General features: G+C 38.0%; 22 protein-coding genes. 10 read left to right on the top strand and 12 right to left on the bottom strand.

All coding sequences use genetic code 11. The features are described 5' to 3' along the window. Window positions 1-6 precede the first annotated feature (6 nt). Together murB and F994_RS03965 are read right to left on the bottom strand one after the other, a co-directional pair. Window positions 7-1041, bottom strand: coding sequence for a UDP-N-acetylmuramate dehydrogenase (murB, locus tag F994_RS03970; RefSeq protein WP_004648812.1), 1035 nt, complete (start codon window positions 1039-1041; stop codon window positions 7-9). 13 nt (window positions 1042-1054) lie between these two features. After that, window positions 1055-1579 (bottom strand): low molecular weight protein-tyrosine-phosphatase, encoded by a 525-nt coding sequence (locus F994_RS03965; RefSeq protein WP_004648811.1) that lies wholly within the window; start codon window positions 1577-1579, stop codon window positions 1055-1057. A 382-nt stretch (window positions 1580-1961) separates the two neighbouring features. On the opposite strand from F994_RS03965, the gene F994_RS03960 reads away from it, so the two are divergent. Together F994_RS03960 and F994_RS03955 are read left to right on the top strand one after the other, a co-directional pair. Beyond that, window positions 1962-3122, top strand: a complete 1161-nt coding sequence (locus F994_RS03960) for an iron-containing alcohol dehydrogenase (protein WP_004648810.1) — start codon at window positions 1962-1964, stop codon at window positions 3120-3122. 122 nt (window positions 3123-3244) lie between these two features. Continuing rightward, window positions 3245-3682, top strand: coding sequence for an acyl-CoA thioesterase (locus F994_RS03955; protein ID WP_004648809.1), 438 nt, complete (start codon window positions 3245-3247; stop codon window positions 3680-3682). Between the two features lie 2 nt (window positions 3683-3684). On the opposite strand, the gene dnaX is transcribed toward F994_RS03955, so the two are convergent. The 5 genes from dnaX to F994_RS03930 all read right to left on the bottom strand — a co-directional run bounded on the left by dnaX (window position 3685) and on the right by F994_RS03930 (window position 10285). Further along, window positions 3685-5793 carry a DNA polymerase III subunit gamma/tau gene (gene dnaX, locus F994_RS03950; RefSeq protein ID WP_004648807.1) on the bottom strand — a complete coding sequence of 703 codons (2109 nt, stop codon included), beginning with the start codon at window positions 5791-5793 and terminating at the stop codon, window positions 3685-3687. A 134-nt stretch (window positions 5794-5927) separates the two neighbouring features. Beyond that, window positions 5928-6389: a copper resistance protein NlpE N-terminal domain-containing protein gene (locus tag F994_RS03945; RefSeq protein WP_004648806.1), complete on the bottom strand. Its 462-nt coding sequence runs from the start codon at window positions 6387-6389 to the stop codon at window positions 5928-5930. A 121-nt stretch (window positions 6390-6510) separates the two neighbouring features. Next, window positions 6511-7665 (bottom strand): serine hydrolase domain-containing protein, encoded by a 1155-nt coding sequence (locus tag F994_RS03940; RefSeq protein WP_407636532.1) that lies wholly within the window; start codon window positions 7663-7665, stop codon window positions 6511-6513. A 180-nt stretch (window positions 7666-7845) separates the two neighbouring features. Next, a complete protein-coding gene (locus tag F994_RS03935; RefSeq protein ID WP_004648804.1) occupies window positions 7846-8700 on the bottom strand; it encodes a MaoC family dehydratase in 855 nt (284 codons plus the stop codon). Between the two features lie 193 nt (window positions 8701-8893). After that, entirely contained in the window at window positions 8894-10285 is a 1392-nt protein-coding gene (locus tag F994_RS03930) for a 3-oxoacyl-ACP reductase (protein WP_004648803.1), read from the bottom strand. Window positions 10286-10526: 241 nt separating this feature from the next. Between F994_RS03930 and F994_RS03925 the strand changes: the two genes are divergently transcribed. Next, window positions 10527-12044 carry an acetyl-CoA C-acetyltransferase gene (locus tag F994_RS03925; protein ID WP_004648802.1) on the top strand — a complete coding sequence of 506 codons (1518 nt, stop codon included), beginning with the start codon at window positions 10527-10529 and terminating at the stop codon, window positions 12042-12044. Between the two features lie 147 nt (window positions 12045-12191). On the opposite strand, the gene aceI is transcribed toward F994_RS03925, so the two are convergent. Then, entirely contained in the window at window positions 12192-12620 is a 429-nt protein-coding gene (gene aceI / locus F994_RS03920; RefSeq protein ID WP_004648801.1) for a chlorhexidine efflux PACE transporter AceI, read from the bottom strand. Between the two features lie 104 nt (window positions 12621-12724). Here aceI and aceR point away from each other — a divergent pair, with 104 nt between their 5' ends. The 4 genes from aceR to F994_RS03900 all read left to right on the top strand — a co-directional run bounded on the left by aceR (window position 12725) and on the right by F994_RS03900 (window position 16766). Continuing rightward, on the top strand, window positions 12725-13615 hold the full coding sequence (aceR, locus tag F994_RS03915) for an HTH-type transcriptional regulator AceR (RefSeq protein WP_004648800.1): 891 nt from the start codon (window positions 12725-12727) through the stop codon (window positions 13613-13615). 87 nt (window positions 13616-13702) lie between these two features. Then, on the top strand, window positions 13703-14692 hold the full coding sequence (tal, locus tag F994_RS03910; RefSeq protein ID WP_004648798.1) for a transaldolase: 990 nt from the start codon (window positions 13703-13705) through the stop codon (window positions 14690-14692). A 76-nt stretch (window positions 14693-14768) separates the two neighbouring features. Continuing rightward, window positions 14769-15419 carry a leucine efflux protein LeuE gene (gene leuE / locus F994_RS03905; RefSeq protein ID WP_004648797.1) on the top strand — a complete coding sequence of 217 codons (651 nt, stop codon included), beginning with the start codon at window positions 14769-14771 and terminating at the stop codon, window positions 15417-15419. A 162-nt stretch (window positions 15420-15581) separates the two neighbouring features. After that, on the top strand, window positions 15582-16766 hold the full coding sequence (locus F994_RS03900; RefSeq protein ID WP_004648796.1) for a benzoate/H(+) symporter BenE family transporter: 1185 nt from the start codon (window positions 15582-15584) through the stop codon (window positions 16764-16766). 311 nt (window positions 16767-17077) lie between these two features. Here F994_RS03900 and F994_RS03895 read toward each other — a convergent pair whose 3' ends face one another. The 3 genes from F994_RS03895 to F994_RS03885 all read right to left on the bottom strand — a co-directional run bounded on the left by F994_RS03895 (window position 17078) and on the right by F994_RS03885 (window position 19047). Then, window positions 17078-17632, bottom strand: a complete 555-nt coding sequence (locus F994_RS03895) for a TetR/AcrR family transcriptional regulator (protein WP_004648795.1) — start codon at window positions 17630-17632, stop codon at window positions 17078-17080. 7 nt (window positions 17633-17639) lie between these two features. Beyond that, on the bottom strand, window positions 17640-17972 hold the full coding sequence (locus F994_RS03890) for an SMR family transporter (RefSeq protein WP_004648794.1): 333 nt from the start codon (window positions 17970-17972) through the stop codon (window positions 17640-17642). 91 nt (window positions 17973-18063) lie between these two features. After that, complete coding sequence (locus tag F994_RS03885; RefSeq protein ID WP_051061093.1) at window positions 18064-19047, bottom strand: alpha/beta hydrolase; 984 nt, start codon at window positions 19045-19047, stop codon at window positions 18064-18066. Between the two features lie 295 nt (window positions 19048-19342). Here F994_RS03885 and F994_RS03880 point away from each other — a divergent pair, with 295 nt between their 5' ends. Beyond that, on the top strand, window positions 19343-19783 hold the full coding sequence (locus F994_RS03880; RefSeq protein WP_004648792.1) for a universal stress protein: 441 nt from the start codon (window positions 19343-19345) through the stop codon (window positions 19781-19783). Between the two features lie 133 nt (window positions 19784-19916). Next, window positions 19917-20360, top strand: coding sequence for a universal stress protein (locus tag F994_RS03875; RefSeq protein WP_004648791.1), 444 nt, complete (start codon window positions 19917-19919; stop codon window positions 20358-20360). A gap of 121 nt (window positions 20361-20481) precedes the next feature. On the opposite strand, the gene F994_RS03870 is transcribed toward F994_RS03875, so the two are convergent. After that, entirely contained in the window at window positions 20482-22176 is a 1695-nt protein-coding gene (locus F994_RS03870) for a DUF4394 domain-containing protein (RefSeq protein ID WP_004648790.1), read from the bottom strand. Between the two features lie 682 nt (window positions 22177-22858). Between F994_RS03870 and F994_RS03865 the strand changes: the two genes are divergently transcribed. Then, the gene (locus F994_RS03865; RefSeq protein ID WP_004648789.1) at window positions 22859-24007 is read left to right on the top strand and encodes an acetyltransferase domain-containing protein; all 1149 of its coding nucleotides are present in this window, start codon (window positions 22859-22861) and stop codon (window positions 24005-24007) included. The last annotated feature ends 16 nt before the right edge of the window (window positions 24008-24023 follow it).

The raw sequence follows: 24023 nt of genomic DNA, 5'->3' as shown, positions 1-24023 counted from the left end.
AATTTTTTATTCCAAATGTGAACGAATTAAACCTGACTCATTAAACAATACAGGCTCAGGCTCTAATAAAATGTTAAATTTTTGATAAACATCGTGTTGTACTGCATGATACGTTGCTTGTACATCTGCCAACGTAGCCTTGTCATAATTGACCAAAACCAAGGCTTGTTTATGAAACATACCCACCATCCCGAGCTGTTTACCTTTCCAACCCGATTGATCAATCAACCATCCTGCCGCTATTTTAACGCCACCTGTCGCTTGAGGGTAATGAGGCAACTTTGAAAATGTTAGCGCTAAATGGTCATAAAGCTGTTCTGTAATAATCGGATTTTTAAAGAAACTTCCGACGTTAGGATATTCTTTGGGATCGGGCAACTTGCTTTGACGGATTTCAATCACTTGCTTTTGCAAATTCTCCGCAGTTTGTTCATCACCCACCGCTTGTTTCAAATCACCATAATTCAGCATTAAATCGGCATGCTTAAGCAATTTAAAAATCACATGCGTAATTACAAAACGGTTTGGATCATCTTTGAAAATACTATGTCGATATGAAAAATCACAATCTTTTGCAAAAATGGTGCTGAACGTTTCCAATTGACGATCATAAACTTGAACGGATTCAATAAATTCACCGACTTCAACGCCATAAGCACCAATATTTTGCACTGGAGATGCACCAACTAAGCCGGGAATTAAAGCCAAATTTTGTAAGCCGTATAAATACTGAGAAGTCGTCCACAACACAAAATCATGCCATATTTGTCCTGCACCCACTCGAATGGTTTTACTGTGCTCATCTTCAGCAAGATATTCAATGCCTTGAATATCCATATGAATCACAAGTGCATGAATATGTTCAGGCAACAACATATTGCTACCGCCAGACAAAATCAAAACATTTAACGAATGTTGTTTGGCATAGTTTAGCGCTTCAACTAATGCTTCATCACTTTGAACTTTGATGTAATGTGATGCTGTTACATCAAGACTTAAGGTATTAAAAGGCTTAAGCTGAATTTGATTCTGAATATTCATTGTTCTTAAACCTTTATTTCACATCTATCTGTTGTTTGAACTGTTGTTTAAAAATACTGACCCAAGCCAAACTACTCGATTCACACTGATCCAATACACGTTCAAAACCATCTTCCCCACCATAGTAGGGATCTGGTAAGGCTTGCTTGAGATAAGTTTGATCATATTCACTCATCAATGCAATTTTTGCCCGAATTTGACTTGCGCCATATTCTGTCTGAACTTGATTTAAAAGCGCCTGAATATTGAATAAATTTTCATGATCCATGGCTAAGATCAAATCAAAATCAATAAAATCTTGAGCTTTTAATTGACGAGCACGTAATGCAGACAAGTCATAACCACGTTTTAAAGCATGTTGTTGACTACGCCCATCGGGTGCTTTGTTTGGATGATAATTACTGGTTCCAGCAGAATCAATCACAATATTGAGTTGTTGTTTATCACAAAAATGTCTAAGTACAACTTCTGCCGTTGGAGAGCGGCAAATATTTCCTAAACAGACACATAACACCTTATATGGCGTTTGGGATGACATAAACAACCTCGATAACAGCTTTATTTTCAGGTGTCTTATGTTAAGTTATTTATAGGATGAATCCTAGGGTCTATTGGCATTTCAAAGTGGTTGCGACAACGCGTGTTTTTAGACGATACAAGACACGGATGATGCAGCTTAGTTATTCTAAGTGAATCATTCGTAACGCAGTTGAGGCAAAAACACGCTTGTCCTGAAAGGTTGTGGCTAAAATGATCTCAGTCTTCGTAATGAAACTTGAAAATAGTCTCGCTATTGCCTACGTTTCATACCTTGCCTGCTCCATTTTAGCCGACAACGCAATCCATTTTTCAAATATCAATAGACCCTATAGAACGCTAAAACAATAATCTTGAATTTGATATAAAAAAGGATGCAATAGATGAGCCATTTTCAATTCCAGACCGTCTCGAATATTATTTCAGGACTCGGCTCGATCTATGAGTTAAAACATTTGTTACAACAGCAACCGTATAAAAAGCTGTTATTGGTCACTGATGCAGGAATGATTCAACAACAATTGCATTTAACCATTATTGAAATTTTGGAAACCATTCAACTTGATTATGTCATTTATTCTAGCGTTCAAGCAGACCCACCCGAACATATCGTCTTAGATGCCGTTCAATTCGCAAAAAATGAAAAAGTCGATATTGTCTTAGGCTTTGGTGGAGGAAGTTCATTAGATGTCGCTAAAATCATTGCCATACTTGCACACCCACAACAACAGCAAACATTGTCAGACTTATATGGCATCAATAATGCCAAACAACCTCGACTGCCGTTATTTTTAGTCCCCACTACAGCAGGCACAGGGTCTGAAGTCACACCCATTTCTATTGTCACTACGGGTGAAACTACGAAAACGGGGATTGTCTCTCCCGTGTTATTTGCTGATGTAGCAATATTAGATGCCACATTTACTCAAAATTTGCCTGCTCACATTACAGCGGCAACAGGGATTGATGCGATGGTACATGCCATTGAAGCGTATACCTCTAAAATCAAAAAGAATCCTTATGCCGATATGTTAGCAAAACAAGCATTAAAATTACTCAACCAGAATTTAAGTCTGGTTTTGGCAGATGGTCATAATTTAGCAGCACGACAAAATATGTTGGTCGGTTCAATGCTTGCAGGTCAAGCCTTTGCCAATGCGCCTGTTGCCGCAGTACATGCTCTGGCTTATCCGCTAGGTGGACATTTTCATATTTCGCATGGTCATAGCAATGCTTTGGTCTTAATTGAAGTCTTAAAGTTTAATGCACCCCATGCCAAACAATACTATGCCGAACTGATGTGCTGGCTAGACCCCAAAAGTACGGGCTGTATTGATGGTTTATGTGACTTATTTATTGACCATATGCAAAATCACTTAGATAAAAGTGGTTTGGTTTTAAAATTAAAAGATTTGAACATTGCTGAAAATATGCTTGAACAACTTGCTAGTGATGCCATGTTGCAAACTCGGCTTTTACAAAACAATCTGCGGGAACTGACCCAACAAGATGCCTTACAGATTTATCAAGCAATTTACTCATAATTTATAAGTTTCAGCTAATGGTCATTTACCGAGCGATAAATGACCTTGCTTTTCACCTCTTGCATTCCTTTATTTTTAACAGTACAACTGAATATTAATCGCCTGTTAAAAATACAATGATAATGAAGCAAACACCCAAACAACGTACCGATTTTTTATACTTTCTACCGATACAAACAAGGTGGTCAGATAATGATATCTACGGTCACGTCAACAATGTCACTTATTACAGTTACTTTGACACTGCCGCCAATGCTTTACTGATTGAAAAAGCAAACTTTGATATTCGACATTCACCCATTATTGGATTGGTGGTTGATTCCGCTTGTAGCTTCTTTCAAGAGCTTTCTTATCCTGAAATTATTGAAGTCGGTGTGGTCATTTCTAGGCTGGGGAATTCATCGGTACAATACGATCTAGCTATTTTTAAACAATTCCATGATGTTGCCTCTGCACAAGGTCATTTTGTGCATGTATTTGTAGATCGCCAAACACGAAAAAGCACCTCCATTCCAATTGAAATGCGAGATGCTTTATTTCAATACAGTATGAATAAGTAAACTTATTTCAATTGAATATTCTGTAGTTCACCCTCAAAGTTTTGCAAAATATCCTTCACCGCAGATTCTGCATGCAATAATTCTGAAGCCCGAGCATAGGCTTTTTCTTTACGCTCATTTTGCATACTATAGGGTGTTGTGGCTTCAATTTCTGCATATTTCACCTGAAAATGCGTGTTGGGCCATTCATTTTTTAAGGCTTGCTCTAAAGCATGTTGTAACTGATTTAACAACTGCTCATATTTGGGTGGAATCTGAAATAACGACTCACCATCAATTTGCCCCGTCATCACACCCTGTTGGGCCAACTCTTGTACAGCAGGCGTTAATGTACTATTTCTAAACCAGTATTCCCACTTCTCTACCGTCCACTCACCATCAAGTTGTTGCGGCGTGAGCCTTAAAATATCTTGTGGCATCAAGTTTGAATCTTGTGCGGATACAGTTTCAACCGCAACTCGATTTTCTTCAAAACTCGGTTGTTCTAATTCAAGAATAGGCTCATCGATAACCTTGGCTGCCGCAACTTCAGCATGTACAGACTCAATCGACATTTGTTCTTGGCTTAAGAATAAATCTGCTTCTTGATCCGCCACAGCAATGTCATCTTGTGATTTTAAAGTTTCCGCTTCTACTACATCATTTAATGGTGCGATTTCATCAAACAGGAAATCATCACTATTCGGTTCATCATCTGCCACAACGTTAACATCATTATTCGACTCGTCTAAATCAAATAAAGCATCTTCGGAGGCAGGATCAAAGATTATTTGATCTGAAGTCGTTGTTGGCATTACTGGTGTAACATTTGTCTCTACAACATCCAGTATAGGCTCATCCAAGAAGTCATCTGAAGATGGCTCTATATTCGGCTGAGTGACCATTGCTGGAGTTTCTACAACACTTTCTTCTACTGGATATGCATCAACAAGGTGTTGTTGCACATTGTGTACAACTGCTTGAACATCGACCTGTGGAGCTTGTTGCTGAACCTGTGGTATTGCAGACACTAAAACTTCGTTCGGTTGTAATGGACGGAACGCCAATAAGCGCAACACGCACATTTCAAAACCTTGTTCTTGTGTTACAGCCAATTGTAAATCTGCACGACCTTTACATGACACTTGATAATACAATTGTAAATCTTGCGCTGAAATCAACTGCGATAACTGCATGATTTTTTTATTAATTTCAGCACTATATTTGAGACTTAAATCGGGCAAATATTGCAATAATGCCAATTCATGCAAAGTTGAAATGAACTGATCTAAAACCAGTGATACATCTAAAGCCTGCTGTCTAAATTGCATAAGCAATTCGCTGACACGCTGCTTTTGGTTTTGATGAATGGCTAAAATCAAATCATAAATAATCGTGCGGTCAATCAACCCCAACATGTCTTTGACATCTTGATGCTGAATCGCACCCTGACCATACGCAATGGCTTGATCGGTTAAAGACAAGGCATCACGGAGTGATCCTTGTGCAGATTCAGCAATTTGCCAAATGGCATCTTGTTCCGCTTGAATCTGTTCTTTCTGTAAAATATCCGTCAAATGTACTGTAATTTCATCTACAGCCAGTGGGCGCAAAGTAAATTGCAGACAACGAGAAATCACCGTAATTGGAAGCTTTTGTGGATCGGTCGTTGCAAAAAGGAATTTAACGTGCTCTGGCGGTTCTTCCAGCGTTTTCAACAGTGCATTAAAAGAATGCGTCGAAAGCATATGCACTTCATCGATTAAGTAAACTTTAAAACGACCTTGGGTGGGTGCATAAGGTACGTTATCAAGCAATTCACGAGTATCTTCAACTTTGGTGCGTGATGCAGCATCAATTTCAATTAAATCGATAAATCGACCCTCATTGACTGCTTTACAAGTTGGACATACTTCACACGGCGTTGATGTGACACCCGTTTCACAGTTCAAGCACTTCGCTAAAATACGTGCAATGGTGGTTTTACCTACCCCACGTGTGCCAGTAAATAGATACGCATGGTGTAAACGACCACGTTCTAAGGCACTGGTCAGTGCTCGTGACACATGGTTTTGCCCAACCAATTCATTAAAATTACGTGGACGATATTTACGCGCAAGTACCTGATACATGTATGCTCCTTTTTACAGGTCTAAGCATACTGTTTTTTTGCCTAAGAGTGAATGAACAATCTGCAAAAGCTTTAGATCAACAACGCCATAAGTAGATCTATTTTTTAGATTTTTACAATCACTTAAAACATAAACTAAACTTTCTTTTCTAACAGAAAATCATCTTCCGCAGCATACAGATGACCTGTCTTATCTTGTAAAATTTCAAGTAGTTGCTGCTCTAAATCAACATAAATTAAATTGCGAGTCTTGACCTGCATTAATTCAAGTTTGCTCTGATCCTTATTGCTAAACTGAAAGCGCCCTGTCAAGATTTCGACGTCATTATGACCACTTAAACTTTCACGCTTTAAAGTATAAGTTTGGTCTTGATTGAGCACTAAATCTACAGCCATGCCAGGACATTCCTCACAACGCGAAATACAGCTCATACACGGCGTTGTTCCTTGATACTCACCCACCCACTTCGCAACTGTAATTTTATGCTGCAAAATAGAGTCAGTTTGGGTCTTATTTTCAGTAGTAGACTGTTTAGAATCCTGACAGCCCAATAAAACAGATGATGCAATTAAGGGAATAAGAAGCGGCTTTTTCATCTAAAAAACTTAAGCTAACCATTTTAGTGCAAGGAAAATATCACACTTTTCACAAAACTCATCACTGCAAAATGTACCATCAGATTAAATACTCATCATATTAAATATCAGTCTTAAAAAATTAGAACCAACCCTTTCGCCCTTTTAATAGCCCATCTGCACAGCGTAAAGTTTCTTGGCTTAAACCCCAAAGACGATAGTCACCTGCAATAGACGTTGTTGGAAAATTATGCGCATAAGCAAAACTTAATTGTCGTTCAGGATCACACCAAGCAGCCGAACCATTAAAGCCAATATGTCCAAAACCGTTTGATGATTTCCCCAATGTTAATACACGGTGATACCCCATACGCCAATGCATGGCTAAAGGCATAATACGGTCACGTTTTTTATATTGTATTGTACTTAACGCTGTAAATATTTCAGGTCGAATCAACTGTTGATCCCCCACTTTTCCCTTATTAGCAAGCATGGCATAAATTTTAGCTAAACTATTGGCAGTGAACACGCCATTAGCAGCAGGAATGACCGCCTTTAAACCCGTATCACTCAAGAAGTTAAAATTTTTCATGCCTTTTGGAATCATCGCATCCTGAAAATCCTTCGGATTTTGTCCTGACCATTCGATCAATTTATCTAAGGGTGAAGTTTTCTTTTGTTTTGGTTTTACTGCTGAGGACTGATTTGGTGCTGTTTTTAATTTAGGTAATGGTCGAGCAACACGGGCCAATTCAGCCGCTGTAACCCCAAAATATGCCCCATCTAACTGTAACGGTTGCACAAGATACTGTTGCATTAAATCTGACAAAGATTTTCCAGTGGCTTTTTCAAGCACGCCTCCTACTTGCCAACCAAAAGTGAGCGGTTGATAAGCTGCATCTGTAGCCGCTTCAAAACGTGGTTTAGCATGTGCGAATACATCCAACATATGATTCCAATCCGCCATTTCAGACGCATCAGCAATCAGGTTACGAATGTCGTATAAGCCACTTTGATGGCTCAGCATATGCCTTAAAGTAATGTGCTCTTTACCATTTTGCGCAAACTCAGGCCAATATTGTGCAACAGGGGTATCGTAAGCTAAAAAACCTTCACTGACTAAAATATGCGCCAGTGTGGAAAGTACGCCTTTCCCCGTGGAATAACACATCGATAAAGTATCGGGCTGCCAGTTTTCAGTTGCAGATTTTTTCCCTGTGTAAATATCAACAACTTTTTTGTCTTGGAAATACACCACCAAAGCAGCCCCACCTTGTTCAGCTCGCGCATCCTGCATACGGCTAAATTGTTTGGCTAGGTCTATAAATCGCTCATCCACCTGACCTTGATAATGTTCTGTATTGGCAAAGAGATATTCTTTAATATTGTTCATCTTAAGTTCTTTCCTTAGCGCTTATTTTTATTCGAATTTAGCGCATAAAAAAGCCTAAATCAAAAAGATTTAGGCTCCTTAGTTTTAAAGTGCTTTAACACTTCCTGCCACATGTGGCTTTTGATTCTTGCTATTTCGAATTAAAAATTCTGTATTTTTCCCCGCTTGAGCTGTTAAAAACTCAACGGTTGAAGGTAGATACATTGGCAACTTAAACCAAACATCGGCTTCATAGCGATCTGGTAAAGTTAAACTGGCCAATACTTTGGCTTTACTCCACATGCCATGCGCAATTGCTTGTTTAAAACCAAAAGCTTTGGCTGTAATGGCATGAATATGAATTAAATTAAAATCACCTGAAGTCAATGCATAACGACGACCAATATTTTCAGAGACAGTCCATTCCGCATTTAATTCATAAGCAGGTGTTTTTGTTTCGGCTGCCTTCGCTGCAACTTTTCCATCGCTTTTTTGACGCGCAAGATACGTCGTTGTACCTTCCATCACCACTTCACTGCCCACTTTTGCGGTAGTGATAAAATCAAATTGCACACCTTTATCATGTGGCTGTAATGCACCAAACTGACAAGACAAGGTCAGTTGCTCATTTACACCAACTTTACGCGTTTGCTTAATTTGATTCCGAATATGCACCAAACCTAAAATGGCAAATGGAAATGCTTCAGTAGTCATCATATGCATTTGCAAGCTTTGTGATAACACCGCCAAATAAATTGCTGGAATATAACCATTATTTTTAAAGCCACAAACTGCATTGTAGGCTTTTAAATGCTGTTGATCGACTTTAAATGAATCCACCACATATTCAACTTGCGGTAGCACTTTTTCACCTTTCGGTTTTTTAAAAATTAAGCCTTGAATCACTTTTGGATAAGCTAAATAAGGCTTTGGAAGTTGACTAAAATGGCGAGTATTCATACTGAACCTTTATATTTTATCTTATTAAAAACCCTCTCCATTTTAGGAGAGGGTTAAGATGAGGGTGATTTAATTTCCCCTCTCCTATAATTAATCCCTCCCAACCTCCCTTTAAAAAGGGAGGAGTTCTCCATGATCTAAACTTTTGGAGAAAGTCCTCCTTTATTAAAGGAGGATTTAGGAGGATTTTAAATTAAGCACCCAACAAACTTTGACCACATACACGAACAACATTACCATTTAAACCTGTAGACGCAGAAGATGCAAATAATGCAATGGTTTCAGCAACATCAACAGGTAAACCACCTTGACTCATCGAGTTCATACGACGACCCGCTTCACGAATGGCAAAAGGAATAGCCGCTGTCATTTGCGTTTCAATAAAGCCAGGCGCAACGGCGTTAATGGTTACACCATTTTTCAAGATTGGCGCTGTAAATTTAACCACACCAACAACACCGGCTTTTGATACTGCATAATTGGTTTGACCTAAGTTACCTGCAATCCCTGAAATTGAAGATACACAAACAATGCGACCATTGGTATTAAAACCATCATTTTCGAGTAAATAGTCATTTACACGTTCAATTGCAGACAAGTTAATGTTGATGACCAAGTCCCAAAGCTCTGGCTTCATATTTGCCAAAGTTTTGTCACGGGTAATCCCTGCGTTATGCACGATGATATCTAAACCACCTTGTGCAGCCGCAGCAGCTTTAATTTTTTCGCCCGCATCGTTCGCTGTAATATCAATGGCTAAAGTTGAACCACCTATCTCGCTTGCTACACGGTCAAGATCTGCCTGTTGTTGTGGCACATCTAAACAAATCACATGCGCGCCATCACGTGCCAAAACATGGGCAATCGCTTCACCAATACCACGGCTCGCACCTGTGACCACTGCCGTTTTACCTGCAAGGGGTTTAGCCCAGTCTACGTCTACAACATTCGCTTTAGACACACGAATCACTTGACCAGACACATAAGCTGAACGTGGTGACAAAGCAAAACGAACCGTAGATTCAAGATTTGCTTCAGCACCTGCATCCACATAAATCAAATGCGCTGCGATACCCTTTTTAAATTCTTTACCGACTGATTTTACAAAGCCTTCAAGCGCACGTTGTGCAATGGCTTGTTTTACTGTTTTTGCAGTTTCAGGGGTAATACCAACCACAATCACACGACCAGATGCTTGGATTTGACGCGCAATTGGATTGAAAAAGTTATACAACTCATTTAACTGTTCAGAATTTTGAATACCTGAAGCATCAAAAATGATCGCTTTAAACTTCGACTCTTTATCGCCTGCATTAAATGCACTTAGGCTTAAACCTGTTTTAGCTGCTGTTTGTTGCAATTCAGCATTGTTACCTGCATAGCTATTGGCATGAATATTTGCCAATACTTGTGCAATTGCAGCAGATAATGTACTTGAAGGTGCAGCACCGAATAAAACAGCCCCTTTTACCACAGGCGTAGCCGATTCAAAACGTTCTAAAAAAGTAGGTGCTGGCAGACCTAAATTTTTGATGACAAATTTACCAATAGGAGATTTTGCAAATGTTTGGTATTGGTCAGTCATGTTTATTATCTCTCATACGAATTAATTTTTGATGGATTTAAAGATATCCTTTTAACTTCAATATGATGTTAGATACTCTTATTTCAATAGATCCATCAGTTTCCATAGAATCATACTTGAGTTAAACCGTAGATGTCTTGACCTGAATGCTTTGCGCAATGTCATTTTAGTCAATTCAGGGTATTCTGTATTGTGTTAATGTAAGCGCCAAGAATACTGTAAGCATGCTTGGAAAAGCCTTATGAGCAAGACAACTCAAGAAAATCCAGCAGTCGAAAATTCTGCTGCGGAAACAGTGTCAAATACATCAAAAAGAACTTCACGCACAGCTAAAAGTTCAAGCACTGCAACACAACCAGCAACGAATACGACCAAAACGACTCGCACTCGTTCTGCGTCACCTCGTAGTCAAAGTAATTCTTCAACTACAAAAAAACCTGAATCTACAACTCAAACGTCTGTTCAACAGGATAAAACCATGAGTCAAAACACAGTTCGCCGCGTTGCTATTATTGGTGGTAACCGTATCCCATTCGCTCGTTCAAACGGTGCTTATTTCACTGCATCAAACTCAGATATGTTTACGGCTGCGTTAAATGGTCTTGTTGAGCGTTTTAATCTACAAGGTCAACGTTTAGGCGAAGTCGTTGCTGGTGCTGTATTAAAACATAGCCGTGACTTTAACATGACTCGCGAATGTGTACTCAATACTGAATTAGCTCCAGAAACACCTGCTTACGATCTTCAGCAAGCGTGTGGTACTGGCTTACAAGCAGCGTTCCTTGTGGCGAATAAAATTGCACTCGGTCAAATTGAAGTGGGTGTTGCAGGTGGTGTAGATACCACTTCTGATGCACCGATCGCTTTTGGCGACGGTTTACGTAAAGCATTACTTGAACTGAACATCGCAAAAACAGCGAAAGATCGTTTAAAAGCGTTAACTAAAATTAACCTGAAAGATTTAATGGATGCACCTAAAAATGGTGAGCCACGTACAGGTCTTTCTATGGGTGATCATCAAGCGATTACTGCGCTTGAATGGGGTATTGCTCGTGAAGCGCAAGATGAACTTGCTGCATCTTCACACCAGAAAATGGCAGCAGCATATGAAGAAGGTTTCTTCGATGACTTGATTACGCCATTCCTAGGTTTAGAACGTGACAATAACTTACGTGCAGATTCATCTGTAGAAAAGTTAGCAAAACTTAAACCTGCTTTTGGTAAAGGTGATGCACGTACTATGACTGCGGGCAACTCAACGCCACTGACTGACGGTGCATCTTGTGTACTTTTAGCTTCAGAAGAATGGGCTAAAGCCAATGGTCATGAAGTACTGGCTTACTTAACCTTTACTGAAACTGCTGCTGTCGACTTTGTTGGTAAGAAAGAAGGCTTATTGATGGCGCCTGCTTATGCAGTTCCACGTATGCTTGAGCGCGCAGGTATTACTTTACAAGATTTCGATTATTACGAAATTCATGAAGCATTTGCATCTCAAGTGCTTTCAACTTTGAAAGCTTGGGAAGATCCAAAATTCTGTAAAGAGCGTTTAGGTTTAGATGCGCCACTCGGTTCAATCGACCGAACTAAACTCAACGTAAAAGGTTCATCGCTTGCGGCTGGTCATCCATTTGCTGCAACGGGTGGTCGTATTATTGCGACTGCGGCGAAATTATTGAATCAAAAAGGTTCAGGTCGTATCTTAGTATCGATCTGTGCTGCGGGTGGTCAAGGTGTAACAGCCATTATTGAAAAATAATGTCACTGCGTTCACTTTGTGAATAAAAAAACCGCTTGTTTATACAAGCGGTTTTTTTATTGCCGTTTTTTAAAATAAAATACAAATACCCAGCAAAATGAACAAAAAACCACAGCTATAAAGATGACTCAAGTTCATCAAATATGTTTAAGCTGAATGTACAGGTCGATATCCCATACGCGCTTCAATGTGGTCATAGCACCATTGGAAAATAAAGGTATAGACCAAAATACATAGGGTTAAACTAAAATCTAATACAATCGCTTGCCAAATAGACATTTGCAAAGCGTAAGCCACCATCGGGATCGTGGCTAACATCAAACCACCTTCAAAACCAATCGCATGCAAAATACGAATTTTCACCGTTCTTTTTAATTGGTGCTTGGCTTCAAATTTTTCAAAAAAATGGTTAAATACCATATTCCAGATCACCGATGTCACAGCCATCACAATACCCAGAAGCCCTGTTACTTCTAACGGCATTTTAAAAATCATGCTTAATGCAATCGCGATGATGACCAACAGGATGATCTCATAGCTGAGTGCATGAATAATCCTTCTCTTGGAAATCAACATGTTTAAATACTCTTTAATTTAACTTGATGTTTAGTATTTTATGTTTGTATTATTGATTAATCGAGTCAGATTCTTTCAATATAATTGATAGGTTAAATAAACAGATGAATATCAATCAAGAACAACTGACCATTTTTAAAACTGTGATTGAAACGGGATCTTTTTCTGCTGCCGCCAGACAACTGGGGAAAGTTCCTTCAGCAGTCAGTATGTCGATTGCCAATTTAGAAATTGACCTCAATTTAACCCTGTTTCAACGTATTGGACGCGAACCTATTCCAACACCACAAGCTGTGATTTTGTATGAAAAAACCGAACAATTACTGATCGAGATGAACCAATGGAAACAACATGCTTTTGCCTTAAGTGAAGGGTTGGAGTCATCTTTAAATATTGTGGTGGTATCAGAACTGCTACATATCCAGTGGACTGACTACATTTCACTGATCGAAAAGCAATTTCCAGAGCTGCAAATCAATGTTTTTTCAGCACCACAAGAAGATGCACAAAAGATGCTGCTTAATCAGTCTGCTCAACTGGCATTGATGTTTGAACGCGAACAATTGGAAAGTAGCGAACAGTTTGTCGAACTTAAGCGTGAGGCTTTAGTACCTGTCGCTGCAATTCATGCTCCTTTAGCAACATTTGAACAGGTTAGCTATGAACAAATATTACAAAGTCGTCAAATTGTCGTTGCCAGTCGTGACCGTACGCTTAAGCCTGAATTACTCTTTTCAAAAAAATATTGGCGCACAGATAACAATCACTCCGCCTGCGAGATGATTATGCAAGGTTTAGGTTGGGGGATTTTACCTTTAGAAATGTTAAATCAGAATCCACATATTAAACAGCAGCTTAAAATTCTTAATCTTTTAGATTTCAGCCCTAAATTTGAATATTATGTCGATTTAGTCTGGAGTCGTGAAAGCCAATTAGGCTCAGCTGCTCGTTTTTTGATTAATCACATCCGAAATTCAAGAAAAAATACAAAATAGACATTCGTTATACCGCTTTTTACTTCGGATAAAAGGAGATTGTGATATAACAAATATACGGGAAATAACTTTAAGAACTAGACACCAATGACTCAATCAGCCTTAAACCAATTAAAAAACTTAACCACCATTGTTGCCGATAGTAGCGACCTTTCAGCTATTGAAAAATTCCTTCCACTGGATGCAACAACCAACCCTTCACTGATTACTGCTGCTGCAAGTCAACCTGAAAATAAAGCGCTGATTGAAGCTGCCTTTGAACAAGCCAAATCTGAAGGTTATCAAAATGATCTTTTAGTTGAACGTACCATTGATATTCTTACGGTCAAGTTTGGCGTTGAAATTTTAAAACTGGTTGAAGGTCGTGTGTCGACTGAAGTTGATGCCGCACTTTCTTATGATACCGAAGCCACGATTAGCAAAGCCAAAGAACTGCTTGCCTTGTACCAAACCTATGGGATTGAGCAAAATCGTATTTTAATTAAAATCGCTTCGACTTGGGAAGGTATTCAAGCTGCTAAGGCATTAGAAGCAGAAGGTATTCACTGTAACCTCACGTTATTATTTGGTTTACATCAAGCTCAAGCCTGTGCCGAAGCCAATATCACCCTCATTTCACCGTTTGTCGGTCGTATTTTAGATTGGTACAAAAAAGCAGAAAATGTCGATCACTACCCGATTGATAAAGATCCAGGCGTATTGTCTGTAAAGCAAATTTTCCATTTCTATAAACAACACTGTATTAAAACGGAAATTATGGGTGCAAGCTTCCGCAGTATAGATCAAGTTTTAGGATTAGCAGGCTGTGACCTACTCACCGTTTCTCCAAACCTGCTCGCAGAACTTGAACAAGATCAACGTGAAGTGATTGCTCAACTTTCAAATAACCATGCACAAGCGCATTGTCAGCGTATTGTTACGCCTTTAACCAAAGAAACATTTAAAGCGCAACTTGAACATGACTTAATGTCTTTCCAACTTTTACAAAGTGGTATTGATGGCTTTATTAAAGCCCGTGAACAACTCAGTACCCTACTGCGTCAGTCTTTTGGCTTAGATGCTGAAATTCAGCCTTAAAAATGTGACTTTTACAGTTAAATAAAGCCGATTTTGCTATCATGCAACATCGGTTTTTTATCCTTTGGAGCAGCTTGTGTTCGGCATTACTGATGTGACTACCTACATTATTGGTACCATTTTAATTATCATTTTGCCTGGCCCAAATTCTCTTTATGTGATGTCCATCGCATCCCGTTTTGGCATTAAAGCGGGCTATCAAGGTGCTTGGGGCGTTTTTACCGGTGATTTAATTCTCATTCTTTGCACAGTATTGGGAGCGGCATCGTTACTTCATGCTTTCCCTTGGCTGTTTATTCTACTTAAGGTTGTTGGTGCACTTTATTTATCTTATTTAGGCATTAAATTACTGATTGCCAGTGTACATACATGGCAAAACCGCCCACAAAAAATAGCGGCCAGCACACAAACTGCGACTATTGAAGATGTTCGTCCTTATCGTACTGCCTTAACCATCAGCCTTTTAAATCCCAAAGCGATTTTGTTCTATCTGTCTTTCTTTGTACAGTTTGTCGATCCTGCCTATCCATATCCAGCAATCAGCTTTGCTGTTTTATCCGTCATCCTACAAATCATGAGTATGAGTTATTTAACCATTTTGATTTTTTCAGGGATTAAACTGGCATCATTTTTTAATTATCGTTATAAAGTTGCTGCAACATGTGTCGCCGCTGTCGGTATTTTATTTTGTGCATTTGGTCTTAAGCTGGCGAGTGCAACCTTATAGTTCCACCCCTCTATTTGCCTAGATTTCGGTACAACAAATAAATGAAATATCTTTAAATATTCATGTTATTTTTAAACAGAAAACCTTTTAATCATAATGAAAAGGCGTATGATTAAACGACATTTATACTCCATTTAGTCAAAATAAGATAAGCAAGGGATCATGCAAAAACTTCTTCAAGACTTCTCTATACCCGCAGTATTTGCTGGTTTTATTACATTTCTGATTGGTATTAGTGTATCTGCTGTTCTGGTCATTCAAGCCGCTCAAATATTAGGTGCAACACCAGAACAAATTACCTCTTGGTTTTGGGCCTTAGGTTTAGGTATTGGACTCTCTGGTTTTATTTTATCATGGAAGTTTAAATACCCTGTTGCGACCTCTTGGTCAACCGCAGGTCTGGCGCTCATTCTTGCCACAGGCAGTGGTTATAGCTTATATGAAGCGATTGGTGCATTTTTCATTTGTGGCTTATTAACCGCAATTTTAGGTTTTTTAGGTATTTTTCAGAAAGTTTTATCCTATATTCCACAAAGCTTAACCAGTGCCATGCTTGCCGGTGTATTACTAAAATTTGGGATCGCACTTTTTGCAAGTATGCAAAATGATTGGGGTTTCATCCTTTCACTTTTAGCGGTATACATTCTATCAAAACGACTGTCTCCACGTTATTGCATTGTCATTACCGTGATTGCAGGGCTGGTGCTTTGTCCAATATTTATGGAATTCCATGTTCCAGCTTTACAATGGAGCCTTGCCAAACCGGTATGGATGACACCTGACTTTACATGGTCTGCCATTTTGGGCTTAGCATTGCCTTTATTTGTAATTAATATGGCATCTCAATATTTACCGGGAATTGCCATGATCAAAAGTTATGGCTATCAACCACATGTTAATCATCTCATTGGGTGGACTGGGGTTGCTCAAGCCTTACTCTCTCCTTTTGGTTGCTATACCGTTAATATTGCTGCAATTAGTGCCGCAGTCAGTTTAGATGATCAAGTTCATCCTGACCCTAAAAAACGCTATATTGCAGGCATGAGTTGTGGCTTTTTCTATATTGTGATGGGTGTTTTTGCTGCGACGCTAACCAGCTTATTAATGTCATTTCCGCATATTTTTATTGTGGCTTTGGCAGGAATTGCCTTATTTGGCACTATTAGTCACAACATTGCGATTGCCTTTCATGATGTCAATGAACGAGAAGCTGCTTTAATGACCTTCTTATTCTGCGCATCTGGCATACAATTCTTTGGGATTGGTTCTGCATTTTGGGGACTATTATTCGGTTTTGCGGTGTCCTTTATTTTCAAATTCAAAAGTAAATCTAAAATTAAAGCATAATCTCTTTAAGTTAGGAAAAGCACCGGTATTAGCTAAGGCCAGTCAGTTAAGAAATTGACTGGCTTTTTATTCTAAACTCATGATGTTACTTGATACGCAGAAACATTATCCGCAACTTGAGCAATAAATAAGGCACGGCTTTATTTTGCAGCGCAAGGCATGAGGTATATACACCGCAAGATTAGAAAAGTAAGGTTTCTGCGAGTTATCAATCAACAAAAGGGATTTGGTGAGTTTTTGGGTGAGAACCCGTTAAGTGATCAACCCTACCTGTATCGAGTGCTTTTTTTTAACCGATAATTAAAGCAATGTTATGGATAACTACGGCGAATCAATTCCTGTTTCATTTCTAGCGTCTCATCAGGATTTTCAACTTCTGTAAATGCCGTCAACCAAACACCATCGGCAGCAAAACGTAAAATTTTTAACTCTAAATCCGCATCTGTTGCAGCATGTCGTTCTAAACGTGCATTTAACCAGTGAATCCAAAGATCATTGAACGTGCGATCCGTCAGCATGATCATGGAGATTGCTGACCACGAATGCTCCATACCAACGATCTTTTTCTGTAACGTCACTTCGATATAAGCACGGGTAAAACAACCATATTCACAATCATCCGCCTGAATGAATTGATCAATCACACCATCCAAATGTTCTAAAACGGTAATCACCATCGCCTCAAGTAATTTTTGCTTACTTGGAAAGTGGTGAAAAACGCCACCTTTAGAAACACCAACTAAATCGGCGACCGCTTGAATTGAAACCCCTGTCACACCTTTATCAGCAGATAATTGAATTGCATGTGCTAAAATTTTTTGCCGAATAAGTTCAGGTTCTTTTTTACGCTGATACGCATTTTCCATACTTATACTAGTGCCCAGTAGAATTTGAAAATAAATTAATCACGACAACGCCTGATACAATCAAGCCAATACCCAGCATAGCAGGCAAATCAAGACTTTGGCGGAAAACAAAATATCCAATAATCGCGGTTAAGATAATACCAACCCCAGCCCATATAGCATAAGCAATTCCTAAGGGAATAACTTTAATGACTTGAGATAGTAAATAAAAAGCAATACTAAATAAAACAATGACTGCCACAGATGGGCCAAGCTTAGTAAAACCTTCTGATTTTACTAAAAATGTTGAACCTGTCACCTCAGAAACAATTGCCAGCGCAAGCAATCCATACGCCATCATTATAGGGCTCATTATCTTACCTTTAAAACAAACATACCGTTTGGTTGGTATCTTAAACAAAAGCTCATATTTTGCAAGTTTTGAAATGTAATCATTTTTCAGATGACAAACTATAATGATTAATAAAAGCGATGGTTTTGTTAAAGGTTTCTTGACTGGCAGCTTTACTCATCATGAATTGATATTCATGTACTAAAAATTCTTTGGCATCTGGATAAAATACTTCTGTAACCGGTATTTTTTGGCTCATCAATACTTTCACAAAAGGTTCAGATTGAGTCTTGGTTAAAAAATCTTTATTTCCACCACTGATAAAGACTGGCGGATAATTTGCTGTTAAATATTGAACTGGAGAAATACTTTTTAAAAACTCGACATCATCTTTTTTATTACCAGTATAGCTTTGAACTAAGTTAAACACTCCCCATTCAATAAGCTTAAGTTCATCTGGTGCAGTATTAATAAACGCATTCATATCATAAATCCCACAATGCAAAATTAAGCCTTTAATTTGCTCACGTTGAATAAGCGGCTTGAAATTTGATTGCTGAGCAAAGGTGGGATTACTAATAAGTGCCGCATAATGACTGACTAAATTTGCCCCTGCGGAATCACCCGCTAAATAAATTTGATTGGCATTAATACGATATTGCTGTGCATGATCGGTTATAAATTTTAATGCTTGATTAATCTGTATCAACTGATTTGGATAAATCGCTTCAGGGGCAAATTGATATTGTACTGAAATGACGTTATAGCCTTGATCTGCCAAAAGTTTAAAATAACCACGTGCATGTTCTTTAGACCCTGAAACCCACCCGCCACCATGAATCCAAACCACCGTTGGACGCGACTCAAGTTGCATCACATTTTTGGGCTGATAAACATCTAAGGTCAACTTGGGTTCCTGCATATAGGGAATATCTTTTTGCACCAAAATTTCTTCTGGTGCATATTTATCAATCAGCTTTTTTTGAACATTGGTCGAAGCATTAAATACGCTGGCAATCACCTTGGTACTCGTTTGTATGTTCTGACAACCACTGCTGTGTAACACAGTAATTCCACACAGCATTAAAGCTAAATATTTTGAATACACGGCATGCTTCCCCAGTCATTATTTCTCCTGCTCTTTCAAACAGAGAATCTTATTTTCTTAAATTTTAATGCTTGTCTAAACATTTAGAAACACTTACAGCAAAGTTGAGCTTTTAACTCAGATTAAAATGCAAAACAGAACACAATTATATGCATGATATTTATATAATTTAATGAATTTAAAAACATTTTTCAGAGACTAAATTGATCATTTTGGGACAATGTGCTATCTATAAATAATAGCAATACAATAAACTCCAAGGAAAAATTCTATGTCTTATCAAAATATTTTAGTCCCTGTTGACGGTTCAGAAATTTCTTTGTCAGCCGTTAAAAAAGCAGCGCAAATTGCTCAGGCTTTTGGCAGTCAATTAACGCTCATTAGTTTAGTCACTGAAGACCCATTTACAGATGTAGACTTCTATCCATCTCCAATCATGAAAGAATATTTCATACAAGCTTACGACAATGCCGAAAAAGCATTGCAACAGGCTCAAGCGATTGCCAGTGAAAATGGTGTAACAGCTAACATTCAAATTGTTAAAGGGAATGTCTCGGAAGAAGGTATTCTCGATACCGCAGAAAAATTAAAAACTGATCTGATTGTTATCGGTTCACATGGTCGAAAAGGATTCCAAAAATTTTTACTGGGTAGCTTTGCACAAGATGTTTTAAGTGGAACAAAACTTCCTGTTTTAGTGGTTAAAGAATAAAGATTGGATCAAGAACCCTTCAATGAATGATGGGTTCTTTAAACGCTTTCAATATTTTTTTAATTTGTCGTCATGACTGACAATCACTATTACAAAAGCTTTTCCATTCAACTATACCCATAAGGATCATTTCATGACTTATAAACATATTTTAGTTCCAGTAGATGAATCCCCTATTTCTTATGCAGCTGTTGAACAAGCCTTAGCCTTAGCTAAAACACTCGATTGCCAAGTCACTGTTACCAGTGTGATTGCTGTAGACCCATTTGTTGGTGTGGATTTTTATAAAATTGCACCCGCAGTGACTGATTACTTTATGCAGGCTGAAAAAAATGCGCAGTTGCGCTTAGCTGATATTAAACAATCCTTCATCCGTGACGGTATAGATGTAGATACCAAAATAATTCGTGGTGTATCACCTGCGGAAGGTATTATTCATGTTGCTGATGAAGTCGGTGCTGATTTAATTATTATGGGTTCACATGGTCGTACTGGATTCAAAAAATTAGTTTTAGGAAGCGTGGCACAAGCCGTTTTGACAGAATCTCCTATTCCTGTGCTGATTATTAAAGTTTAATAAAAGAGTCTTTTTGGTTAACCTCTACCGAAAGTTGCAGGGTTGATTGAGCCGCTTTTAAGCGCAGAGTTCCGTATTCCACAGAAATCTGCGCTCAATTACTCTTTAAACGGTGTTTTGATTATTTTAATAAAATTGCAAGATCAATCAGCGGCAAGGTTGCTGTTGTTCCTATAGTAGAAGCTGCAACATTGGGTGTTCCATCCACATTAATTGCAGGTTTTGCACGGCTATCACCCATTGTTGTACTAAGATCAACACGATATAAAACAGATGGGCCTGACGCATTAGCAACTGTAGCTAGAGCATAACCATTGTCGCCACCAGCAATATCAAAACCATTATCTAAACCTAGATTTATACCTAATCCACCAATTCGGTTCAGTGTTCCAGTATTGGGTGGGTCTTGTTTGACAACAATTTGATTGGTTTGATCGAGATCAAAAAGTTCTGTTGCTAATCCCACGACACTTGTTTTAAAACTATTGCTATATGCCGCTGCGCTAATTATTGCACCCGCAATACCTTTAATGTCGCCATCTCGAATCGTATCGCCCGTATCCACATTGATTCTTAGACTTTGTCCAGTATTGCTAATTACACGTAAACGATCAGCGGCAGGGTTAAAATCTACAGCAAATGCAGTCCCCTCTAAATTAGTAAACATACTATCTGTTGCAGCTTTAAGCGTATTGACTAAGATTGCTGCACCTGTTTCAGGGTTAATCGTGTATAAATTGGCTTTATTCGTTAATCCGTATAGTTGACCTGACCGCTCTGTACTATTTCTTAGCCTATAGTCAATTCCAACAAATTTTTCATCCACCAATAGACCGGTAATATTTTTTTCTGTCACACTATTTGGGTTATTTAAAGCAAAGCGAATTAATTTATTATTACTACTTAGTCCAATCCCTGTGGCTGTAGCATCTTTAGCCCGTTTTAACGCAATACCACGTATTTCACCCGTTGTATAATAATTTGCTAAGTCAGTGGTGCTAAAAACCGTATTATTTGCTGTACCCACGTTCGCCAAATTCAATTGATAAAATTTATAGCTTCCAGAAATTTTTAATGCAGCATAACCAACATTATTGATTGGATCGATATCAAAACCACCACCACCTTGGGTATCTAGATTATCACCCAATGGCGCTGAATTACCTAAAGTTCCAGCATTGGCATTTTGCAAGTAAATACGATCCGATGTTTGATCAATACTATAGAGTTTAGTGGCTGCCGTCCCAGCAAAAGCATTAGTATAAGCAGCTGCGACAATAACAGGATTATTTGCTGTCGGATTAATTACACCATCTGTAATTGTTGCACCTGTATCAACATTAATTCTTAAATTTTGTCCTGTGTTGGTGATAACACGTAAGCGGTCAGCGGCAGGATTAAAATTTACACTAATTAGATTAGCATCCCCTACAATTTGACTAAAAGGTTCATTCCCATCCGTTGTATCTGTTGGATCAGCAATAAGTTTTCGAAGAAATGTAGCAACTCCCGTGTTGGGATCTAAGGTATATAAATTGCCAAGTAACCCAACAGCATAGAGCTTCTCATCTTTAGGTCTATAATCAATCCCCACCAGCTGATCTTCTGCTTCTAGCAATCGAATTTTAATTGAAGAAACAACGTTATTTGGATTATCTCGATTAATTGAGCTAATCATACCGTTACTGGTTAAAATAATAGTATCGCCAGAGACAGCGGAAATAAATTTATTTTTCTGCTCTGAGCTAGTATTACAGCCCATGAGAGAAAAACAACTTACCGAAGCAAGTGCGAAAGTGAGCATACTTTTTTTCATGTCTTTAATCCCTGCAATGTACGGATAAAATCGAGTAGAAATATCCTATTTTTTAAGTATTGTTTTAAAATAATTTAAATAAGTTATGTTCAGCTTTTTAAATCTACTTAGATAAAATGATTTCAATTTTTTACGAGATAAACTGCTTAAAATTTATTACACATACAAAACTATAATTTGTACTGTTTGAAGTAAAGAAATGATTTATTGAGTTTTTTAGCAAAATAGTGGGTGTTAAGTAATTCTTCACGCCGAATTCACAGGGGCTATGTTTTTTTAATTATTTAGCTTTAAGCGGATTGTGCAACCCATAAAACGAGCAATCATCTGCTGTAATTTTACACTTATACTTCTTGATATTTCATGCATAATTTATGCATGAATATATTCACCTAGACAAGCTGACTAAGCCTCAGTTTAAATGATTGACCTAGGCAAAATAATGAACACAACTTCCCCCTAAAAATAACGTAACGTTCACTTTAAAGATGAGAAGCATTGCTCTGTAAGATGACTAAACGTTTTAATCCTGAATTTAAACAACAGGTCATTGAGTAAGATGTTCCATCAATTCAGAGCTCAAGGTAAATTTTGACTTAAACTAAAACTTACAAAGCGCTAATTTTCCATTAAATAATAATGATACAATATAACATTACATATTCTACCTTCTTTATATTCTATGTCTAATATTTCTAAACGCTTACAAGCAATTGATGCATTAAGAGGGTTGGTTATTCTTATTATGATGGTTGATCATGTTAGGGAAACTTTTTATCTTCACTATCAAGTTCCAGACCCAATGCTGATTCCGGGCACAGAAGAATCTCTCTTCTTTAGTCGCGTTTTAGCCCATATCTGTGCTCCTGTATTTGTTGTATTGACTGGTTTATCTGCTTATCTCTATCAAGCAAAGAATAATAGTATTCGTATGACCCGTGAATTTTTGATTAAACGTGGTCTTTTTTTAATTTTCCTTGAATTAATCATTATTAATTTTGCATGGACGGGAAAATTCCCCCCTAATGTTATTTATTTACAAGTCATCTGGGCAATTGGTTTAAGTATGATTGCTTTGGCAGCCTTAATTGGGTTACCTAAAAAGCTTTTATGGGTAATCAGTTTAACCATTATTTTTGGTCATAACTTACTTGATCAAATTTCATTTTCCAATGTGCCTGTCATTCATAATTTATGGCTCATTCTCCATGAGCGAGGTTGGATTGAATTTGGCGATATCATTCGTTTTAGAACGTCTTACCCTGTGTTACCTTGGATTGGGGTCATCGCTCTTGGCTATTGCATAGGGGCTAAAGTCTTTGATCCATCGATAGAACCCAATAAAAGAAATAAACTATTACTCACTTTTGGTCTTTCTAGTATGACTTTATTTTTCATCTTAAGATTGATAAATGTCTACGGTGATCAAGCATGGTCTATCATGCCGACCTTTACTGAATCATTGATGAGTTTTATAAATGTGACTAAGTACCCTCCTTCATTGTTATTTATTCTATGGAATGTCGGTATTGGGTTGATACTCTTAGTTATGCTACAAAAAGTGGAAACAAAAAGCTGGATCAAACCATTGATTGTATTCGGTTCAGTGCCTATGTTTTTTTATATTGTGCACTTATATGTATTGAAAGGACTATATCTGATTGCGGTCGAAGTATTTGGCAAAAATTATGGTGACTATTACGGCGTAAGTAGTGTTGCAATGCTTTGGTTTATTTCATTTTTCTTGTGTATTGGCTTATATCCTCTTATGGTTAAATTCTCAAACTTTAAACATAAGAACAAACACATTAGTCTTTTAAAATATTTCTAAATTATTTAGTGCTATC

The organism is Acinetobacter bohemicus ANC 3994 (assembly GCF_000367925.1).
Taxonomy (GTDB): domain Bacteria; phylum Pseudomonadota; class Gammaproteobacteria; order Pseudomonadales; family Moraxellaceae; genus Acinetobacter; species Acinetobacter bohemicus.
Note: the sequence above shows the minus strand (reverse complement) of the source record. Positions and strands in the feature narration are given on the sequence as shown.